Raw genomic sequence first — 676 nt, forward strand, 5'->3', positions numbered from 1 at the left:
CATCCCTCAATTCCCCTTCTCTCAAGGGGGGCAGATCCTCGTGGCGCCAGGGGGGCAGTTTGACGTGTCGCCTGACACAAGGCGCTGGAGCGGGAGGTCCGGGAACTGCGCCAGGCGAATGAGATCCTGCGCAAGGCGTCGGCATATTTCGCCCAGGCGGAGCTCGACCGCCCGTTCAGGAAATGGTCGCCTTCATCGACGAGCACCGCGCCATCCACGGGGTCGAGCCGATCTGCAGAGTGCTGCCGATCGCCCCGTCCACCTACTACGCCCATGCTGCCCGGACGGCCGATCCGGCCAAGGCGCCGGCCCGCGCGCGAAGCGACGCGGAGCTGAGTTTGGCTATCCGACGGGTCTGGGATGCGAACTTCCAGGTCTACGGGGTGCGGAAAGTGTGGCGGCAGTTGCGGCGGGAGGGGCTCGACGTGGCGCGCTGCACGGTGTCCCGGCTGATGCGGCAAATGGGCCTGAAAGGGGCGATGCGCGGCAGGGCGGTGCGCACTACGATCAGTGACCGGACGGCACCATGCCCCGCTGACCGGGTGAACCGGCAGTTCCGGGCGCCGCGCCCGAATGCCCTGTGGGTCGCGGATTTCACGTACGGTGCGCCTCGACCCGGATGGTCCGGGGTGCGTATGTCTGGAATGCTGAAGAGAAAGGAGGAACGGAACGAACG

The 676-nt window shown here is 67.3% G+C and carries 1 pseudogene and 1 other annotated feature; the pseudogene reads left to right on the top strand.

Annotation, left to right across the window (positions count from 1 at the left end):
- Positions 1–78 precede the first annotated feature (78 nt).
- Positions 79–676, top strand: a pseudogene (locus ACSBPG_RS32015) (IS3 family transposase); the annotation flags it as partial.
- Positions 141–257: a sequence feature (AL1L pseudoknot), on the top strand. Its footprint overlaps the pseudogene before it by 117 nt.

The organism is Azospirillum sp. ST 5-10, from assembly GCF_051225715.1.
Taxonomy (GTDB): domain Bacteria; phylum Pseudomonadota; class Alphaproteobacteria; order Azospirillales; family Azospirillaceae; genus Azospirillum.